The 6,537-nt window shown below is 66.4% G+C and carries 5 protein-coding genes and 1 pseudogene; 5 read left to right on the top strand and 1 reads right to left on the bottom strand.

The window, feature by feature from the left end; all coding sequences use genetic code 11:
- From BYZ73_RS20385 to BYZ73_RS20365, 5 genes are all read left to right on the top strand, one after another.
- Positions 1–1,832, top strand: a 1,832-nt coding sequence (locus BYZ73_RS20385) for a type VI secretion system Vgr family protein (protein WP_220086867.1), incomplete at its 5' end; no start/stop codon positions are given.
- A 13-nt stretch (positions 1,833–1,845) separates the two neighbouring features.
- Positions 1,846–2,301 (top strand): DUF4150 domain-containing protein, encoded by a 456-nt coding sequence (locus BYZ73_RS20380; protein WP_112317466.1) that lies wholly within the window; start codon positions 1,846–1,848, stop codon positions 2,299–2,301.
- A 34-nt stretch (positions 2,302–2,335) separates the two neighbouring features.
- Positions 2,336–3,301, top strand: coding sequence for a hypothetical protein (locus tag BYZ73_RS20375; RefSeq protein WP_112317465.1), 966 nt, complete (start codon positions 2,336–2,338; stop codon positions 3,299–3,301).
- Positions 3,302–3,316: 15 nt separating this feature from the next.
- The gene (locus BYZ73_RS20370) at positions 3,317–4,300 is read left to right on the top strand and encodes a hypothetical protein (RefSeq protein ID WP_112317464.1); all 984 of its coding nucleotides are present in this window, start codon (positions 3,317–3,319) and stop codon (positions 4,298–4,300) included.
- Between the two features lie 6 nt (positions 4,301–4,306).
- Positions 4,307–5,359, top strand: coding sequence for a DUF2169 family type VI secretion system accessory protein (locus BYZ73_RS20365; protein ID WP_112317463.1), 1,053 nt, complete (start codon positions 4,307–4,309; stop codon positions 5,357–5,359).
- Positions 5,360–5,886: 527 nt separating this feature from the next.
- Here the strand turns inward: BYZ73_RS20365 and BYZ73_RS22965 are convergent.
- A pseudogene (locus BYZ73_RS22965) lies at positions 5,887–6,537 on the bottom strand (hypothetical protein); the annotation flags it as partial.

The raw sequence follows: 6,537 nt of genomic DNA, 5'->3' as shown, positions 1-6,537 counted from the left end.
GGATCTTTCACAACAAGACCGTGGTCGAGATCCTGACCGAGCTGCTCGGGGCCTACGCGGATGCGGGCGCGCTGACGGTCGAGCTGGCGCAGGATTACCCCGAGCTCGAATACACCGTGCAGTATCGCGAGAGCGACCTGGCCTTCGCCTGCCGGATGATGGAGCGGCACGGGATCAGTTATCATTTCCGCCACGCGGACGGCGCCCATGAGATGGTGCTGACCGACCAGGTCGAGGCCCATGACAGCATCGGCGCGCGGCCCTTCCGGCCGGCCGAGGGCCACCACCAGGAGGAGGTCTCGCATTTCCGCGCCTGGCGGCCCGCGCGGCGGATCACGACCGGCGCCATCCGGCTGACGGACTACAATTTCAAGACGCCGGTGGCGGCGATGGAGACCGACCATCTGGGCGATGCCGCCTACGAACAGGGCCAGATCGAGAGCTTCGACTGGCCGGGCGATTACCTCGATCAGGGCCGCGGCCGGGTGGTGGCCGAGCTGCGCGCCCAGGGCGAACGCGGCCAGGACCGGCGTTACGAGGCCGAGGGCGATATCGTGGCGCTTGGCGCGGGTCTCCGGGTGACGCTGTCGGGCGATCCGGTGCCCGGGACCGGCGGCGAATACATGTGCCTCAGCGCACGGCACTCCTACACCGCCGACAACTATGGCTCGGGCGGGTCGGACGATGGCGACGGGCGCGCCTATGACGGGCAATATGTCCTGATGCCGGTCGAGGCGCCCTTGCTGCCCGAACAGAAGACCGCCCGGGCCGATGTGCGGGGGCCGCAGACGGCGACGGTGGTCGGCGAGGGCGAGATCGACTGCGACGAATACGGCCGGATCCTGGTGCGGTTCCACTGGGATCTGGACGAGGCCTGGTCGATGCGCTGCCGGGTGTCGCAAAGCTGGGCGGGCGCGGGCTGGGGCGGGATGGTGATCCCGCGGATCGGCATGGAGGTGGTGGTCGAGTTCCTCGACGGCGACCCGGACAAGCCGCTGGTCACGGGGTGCGTCTATAACGGCACCCATGATCGGCCCTATGTCCTGCCCGCGCACAAGACCAAGTCGGTGCTGCGCTCGGACAGCCACAAGTCCACGGGCCACAACGAGATTTCCTTCGAGGACGCGACCGGCGAAGAGGTGATGTTCCTGCACGCCCAGAAGGATCAGATGACCCGGATCCTCAACAACCGCGGCGCGCGCATCGAGAATTCCAGCGTCGAGACAGTGGGCAACAACCGGCTGGTCTCGACCGGCAACAACCAGCAGGAGACGATCGGCGGGTCGCTGAACCGCACGGTGGGCGGCCAGCTCGGCAGCCTCTTCGGGGCGGTGGGCGCGGTGGCGGCGGCCGGCGGGCAGGATGCGCTGGCGGGCTCCGAGGCGGTGGGAAGCAAGGCGGTCACCGCCTTCGCGGCCTCCTTCGCCGCTGCGGGGGCGGCGATCGAGGCGGCCGCGGGGTCGGCGCGCGCCCGGTTCGACGCCGCGGGCAACCACCGCGCGGTGGGCGGGGCGGAACAGGCCGCGCGCACGGACAGCATCGCAAGCCTGCTATCGGACGTGATGCCGATGGGCGGCGTGATGATGACGATGGTCGAGAAGTTCCGCTCGGACACGATCGGGCTGGCGCGCACCGAGCAGATCGGCGCCTACAAGAACACCTCGGTCGGGCACACGATGACGGTCAATGTGGGCCAGGAATTCCTGATCAACTGCGGCAAGTCGAAATTCGTCATGGATGCCGAGGGCAACGTGACGATCGTCGGCACGAAGTTCAACTTCACCGCCTCGGGCCATGTGCAGATCAACGGCAAGGTCATCGACCTGAACTGAGGGACGGACGGGCATGGCAATTCCGAAGGAAGGCAGCCGCGACACCAGCGAGGGACTGATCGTGTCCTGCACGCCCGATGTCTGCAGGACGCCGGTGGGATCGAGCCTAGTGCCGATCCCCTACACGATCACCGCGGTTCAGGGGGACGACGCGAACACGGCCGCGACGGTGCGGATGACGGGGCTCAGGGCGCATAACACGGGCTCGATGACGACCTGCTGCACGGGCGACGAGCCGGGGACCGGCACGGGGGTGAAGTCGGGCACGGTGGGGGCGATCTGCGAGCCGAAGGGGCATTCGGGTTCTGTGCGGATCGAGGGCAAATGGGCGGTGCGCCATACCGATGAATGGTGGATGAACAAGCGCAACACCGTCGGCAAGCTCACCTACGTGAAATCCACCGAGGCCTGGGGGCCCACACCCGCCGTGGAGCGGGCGCAGAACCCGAAGCTGGAGGCGCCCGAATGATGGCCGTGTGGGATTTCCTGCCTAGGGCGGATCTATGCCTGGCACGCTGACGATCGGACAGCTGATCGCGCAGGCAAGGACTGCGCCCGCGGCCTCGATGCTGGACAGCCCGCTGCTCAACCGGGTCGCGCGCCATCCGGCGATAAAAATGGCCCTGTTGCTGCAAAGCGCCAATGCCGATATCGCGACGATCCTGAACAATCCCGGTTACCGGACGATAACCGGCCTTCTGAACCACCCCGCGGCTCAACAGATCATCGCTGACAGCAACCTGCTTTACGGCCGCCAGACCGGGCTTGCTGGGCTGAAATCGCTGTTCACGCCTGGCAAATACGGCGTGAAATTCGACTCCTCCGAATTGCTGCCGGGCCTGAGCGACGTGCTGAGCATCGCCGCAGGCCACCCGGTCGACGCGGCAGCGGTGACGCCCGAAGAGGCGGCTGCGATCCTCGACGATTATCAGGCGCGGCAGGAGGAAGAAGACCCCGCGCGCTCCGAGGTCACGGCGGGCAATGTGCGGGTGGTGGCTGTAGGGAATAACAAGAACGGTGACGACGACCCTTGCAACTTTCACAAGCACAACGACAAGAAATGTCCCGAGGGTTACCCGTCTCATCATATCATCCAGGACATGTTCTTTAGGATCGGGGGGCGTTCGTCTTTGCTGCGTCCAAATGGGGCGCCGACCCTGGGTGACGGCATGTCGATCTGCCTTGAAAAAGACTCTCACAGGGACCTTCACGACGCGATAGATGCACGCCTTGAAAAGCTCGGTCCTACGGCGAATCTGTTCGATCTTGCGGACATAAGCGCCGATGAGCTCAAGAAGATCCTCAACGCCAAAGGGTTGAACTGTGATGATGAAATCGACGCGGTTCGCGACAAGTTCAAGAATGACCTGGGAAGCAAGGGGCGAGAATTGCTCGGCCGTTCAGCGAATAAACTCGGAAGATCGGCGGAAGATGCCTTGCGGGGAAGTTGGGGGTTGCCTCCGAAATGAGAAAAGGAAATAGTCATGAACCCGTCTAACTTCCGGAAATTCGATGCTTCGGAAGAGCCCGAGCCTCTGATCCAGCAACTTGGCTGCATTCTCTCTCCCGATCGGTATTACGCCGTCGTGCGTCCCGAAGGAGCCGAGCCCAGTGACGGTGAGGATAGGCTCCTCATTCGCGACGATGCCTTCGGTCCAGGTATCATGCAGCTTGATCTCGACATGGAATTGCCAACGGCCCTCATCAGAGGGGGGCAACTTTCCGATCCTGTCGATGCGATCATGCTTGTACGAGCGGGCTATATCCTAATGTTGCGTGACGGCTTGATGCGGGTAGAGCCAATTCCGTCTATTGCCCCTTCCGGCACGGGCGAGGAATTTTCGCGCAGCCGAGGTCAAGCCCTTGGTGCGACGATCCGGAATGGAAAATTGCTGGTTGTAGGTTCGGAAGGAATCGTCGTTCAGCGTGGCAACGACGGGGAATGGGAGGAACTCAATCGCCAACAAAAAAGAGAGGATTCCTATTTTGCGCTGAAAGGCGTGACAGCTGCAAGCGGAGGTAACGTTGTCGCCGTGGGACATCGCGACTACCGTTCCGCCTACTTATGCTCGACTGAAGCCGGGGACTGGGAGGAGCGTACGCTGCCCGGGGGGTACCTTACCGATATCGTCTCGACCGGGCCGCAGGATTACTGGATTTCCGCACGCAAGGGCGATCTGTGGCACGGCAATCCAGTCGACGGATTCGAGAACGTGACCCCGGAGGGTACAACGACTGATTTTCTGGCAATTGCCGCCTATAAGGAGCGGTTCTATCTTACCGCCGCTGGCGGCGATCTCTGGGTTTTCGGCGACGGGCGCGCGTCTCAGATATTTCCTTTCCCTGGAGAACGACGTTTCCTGACGTATTCCTTTGACGTTCACGACGATCTTCTTTGGGTTCAAGGCCAGAACGGTTTTGGTGTGTTCGATGGCGAGAGCTGGACCCGTATCAACTTGCCGTGGTGATCGGCGATGCTGCACACTAACAACACCCCCTTCGCGGCAATCGGGTTCGAGCAGTGGAAGCCCGACGGCACCCCCATGGCCTGCATCGCCGCGCGCTGCTCGTTGCTCCTTCACGAGGGCGCCGTCCACTACGCAGGCACGCAGGCCCTCGTCCTCGCAGACGAATTCGCGGGCGATCCCCATCGCGAACCGATGTTGAAGGCCGGGGACCTCGTGCCCTTTCGGCCCGGCGCCGACATCACCGTCATCGGCTCGGCCCATGCCCCCGAACCCGCGCGCGAATTCGAGGCCGCGATCCGCGTCGGCCCCCTGACGAAGCGGCTCCGCCTGACCGGCCCGCGCCACTGGGTCCATGACGGGCGCTGGCGGCTGAGCGAACCGGAGCCGGTCTCCGAGGTGCCACTCAGCTGGCGGCTCGCCTCGGGCGGGCGGATCGTCGGCGACCCGGACGGCGATGCCGATCCCCGCAACCCCATCGGCGCCGGTATCGTCCATCCGCTCTATACCTCTGAAAAGCTTGAGATCCCGGCGCCGCAGATCTCCAGCGCGAAACACCCGATGAGCCTTGATCCCGCGCGCCCCGCCGATCCCGAGGGCGTCGGCCCGGTCCCGCCCTGGTGGCAGACGCGGGCGCGGCATGCGGGCACCTATGACCGCGCCTGGCAGGAGACGCATCACCCCCTGCTGCCCGCCGATTTCGACTACCGCTTCTACCAGGTCGCGCCGCCGGGCCTGCAGCTTGCGGGTTTCCTGGCGCCGGGGATGCCGGTCGAGGGCGAGGGCCTTCTGCCCGGCGCCGCGCCCTTCCGCTTCCGGCTGCCCGACCTGATGCTCTTCGCGAAGTTCTCCTTCACCGACGGGCGCGAGGTCACGGCGCGGCTCAATCTCGACGGGCTGCATCTGGATCTGCGCGAGGGCGTGGCGTTCGACCTGAGCTGGCGCGCCTGGATCCCGAGTTGCCCGGCCTTCTACCGGATCGACCTGGAACTCGGGCGCTGGGACGAGGTCATGGCGATGGGACTGCCGGTCCCGGGGGCCGAGGGGCTCGAGATCGCGTGATGCAGGGCGCGGCGAGGGGCTGACGGGAAGGGGCCGCATCCAAAGCTGGATGTCTGCTCCGGACGTGTCCGAGATGGGGCGTGTGAATACGAGAAGGCTGACTCCCCGTCCGAAGTTTCGGCTCCAGTCTTGTCGTTCGGAAGCGGTCATGTAAGTCCGCTTCGGGAAAGCTCGGCCGATGCTTGGGAACAGGGCCGAATGTCGGCTCCCCGCCCAAGGTCCTACCGCATCCCGGCCCGTACCCTCATGCCACGAGGCTTTCGGCCACGGCGATACGGTCTTCGAACACCGTCTGCGTCTCGCCGTCGACCCCTGCACAAGCCACGTCCCGACCGCAAGCGCGCCGGGCGGGAAGAGGCCGGCGAGCTCGGCCGCGCCGGTGATCGTGGCCGCGCCCGTGACGATGCCGCCCGAGAACTCGCGGCGGGCAACCGCCTCGGCGCTGCCGCCGGTCAGCTCCGCGATCTGCGCCCCGGCGTCTATCGCCACATCCACCGCGAGCCGCAGCCCGTCGGATACCCATGTTTTCATGCGGCCCTCCATCTGCCCGTTACCCCGTTCTGCCGCCAGCGACCGGCGGCCCGTTGCGCTCTCCACTCTCCGGCCGCGCGGATCAGCACCGCGTCGGGCGACGGCGGCGGATCGGCGGCGATGCCCGCCGAAGCCCCCAGCAGATCGAGCGCCCCGGCAGCGGCCCCCAGGACCGCCGCCGCCCCTGCCGCATGGCCCGCCAGCGGAACCGCTCCGGAGGCCGCGCCGCCGACCCTGACGGTGCCAGCCCCGCTGCCCGCGAGCGCTACCCTGCCGGAGGCCCGCCCGATCCCGGCACCGGCCTGCGTGACGCCGACGGCGGCCCCGTCCAGCCGGAGCGTCTCGGCCGCCGCCGCCCTGACCACCGCCGCGGCCCACAATGCCCCGGCGAGACCGATGCCCCCGGCGGTCGCGGCTGCGGCGCGCGCGGTCGCTGTCGCGCCCCCCTGGACGCGAAGGCCGCCAGAGACGGCGCCGGACGCTTCGGCCGTGGCCGCGGCCGAGCCCGCAAGACCGAGAGACCCGGCGGCCTCTGCCGTGGCATCCGCTGGCGCCTCGGTCGGCGCGGGAACGCGCAGGATGACGATACCGCCCGCCCAGGTCCCGCCCATGAAGTCATAGGCGGTCTGCGCGAAGCTGTAGGGGCT

It is taken from the genome of Rhodovulum viride (assembly GCF_003265965.1).
GTDB classification, from domain to species: Bacteria; Pseudomonadota; Alphaproteobacteria; order Rhodobacterales; family Rhodobacteraceae; genus Rhodovulum; species Rhodovulum kholense.
Note: the sequence above shows the minus strand (reverse complement) of the source record. Positions and strands in the feature narration are given on the sequence as shown.

Excerpts from the sequence above, each read along its gene's own strand:
- BYZ73_RS20380 (WP_112317466.1), top strand. The coding sequence starts at position 1,846 with ATGGCAATTCCGAAGGAAGGCAGCCGCGACACCAGCGAGGGACTGATC.
- BYZ73_RS20375 (WP_112317465.1), top strand. The coding sequence starts at position 2,336 with ATGCCTGGCACGCTGACGATCGGACAGCTGATCGCGCAGGCAAGGACT.
- BYZ73_RS20370 (WP_112317464.1), top strand. The coding sequence starts at position 3,317 with ATGAACCCGTCTAACTTCCGGAAATTCGATGCTTCGGAAGAGCCCGAG.
- BYZ73_RS20365 (WP_112317463.1), top strand. The coding sequence starts at position 4,307 with ATGCTGCACACTAACAACACCCCCTTCGCGGCAATCGGGTTCGAGCAG.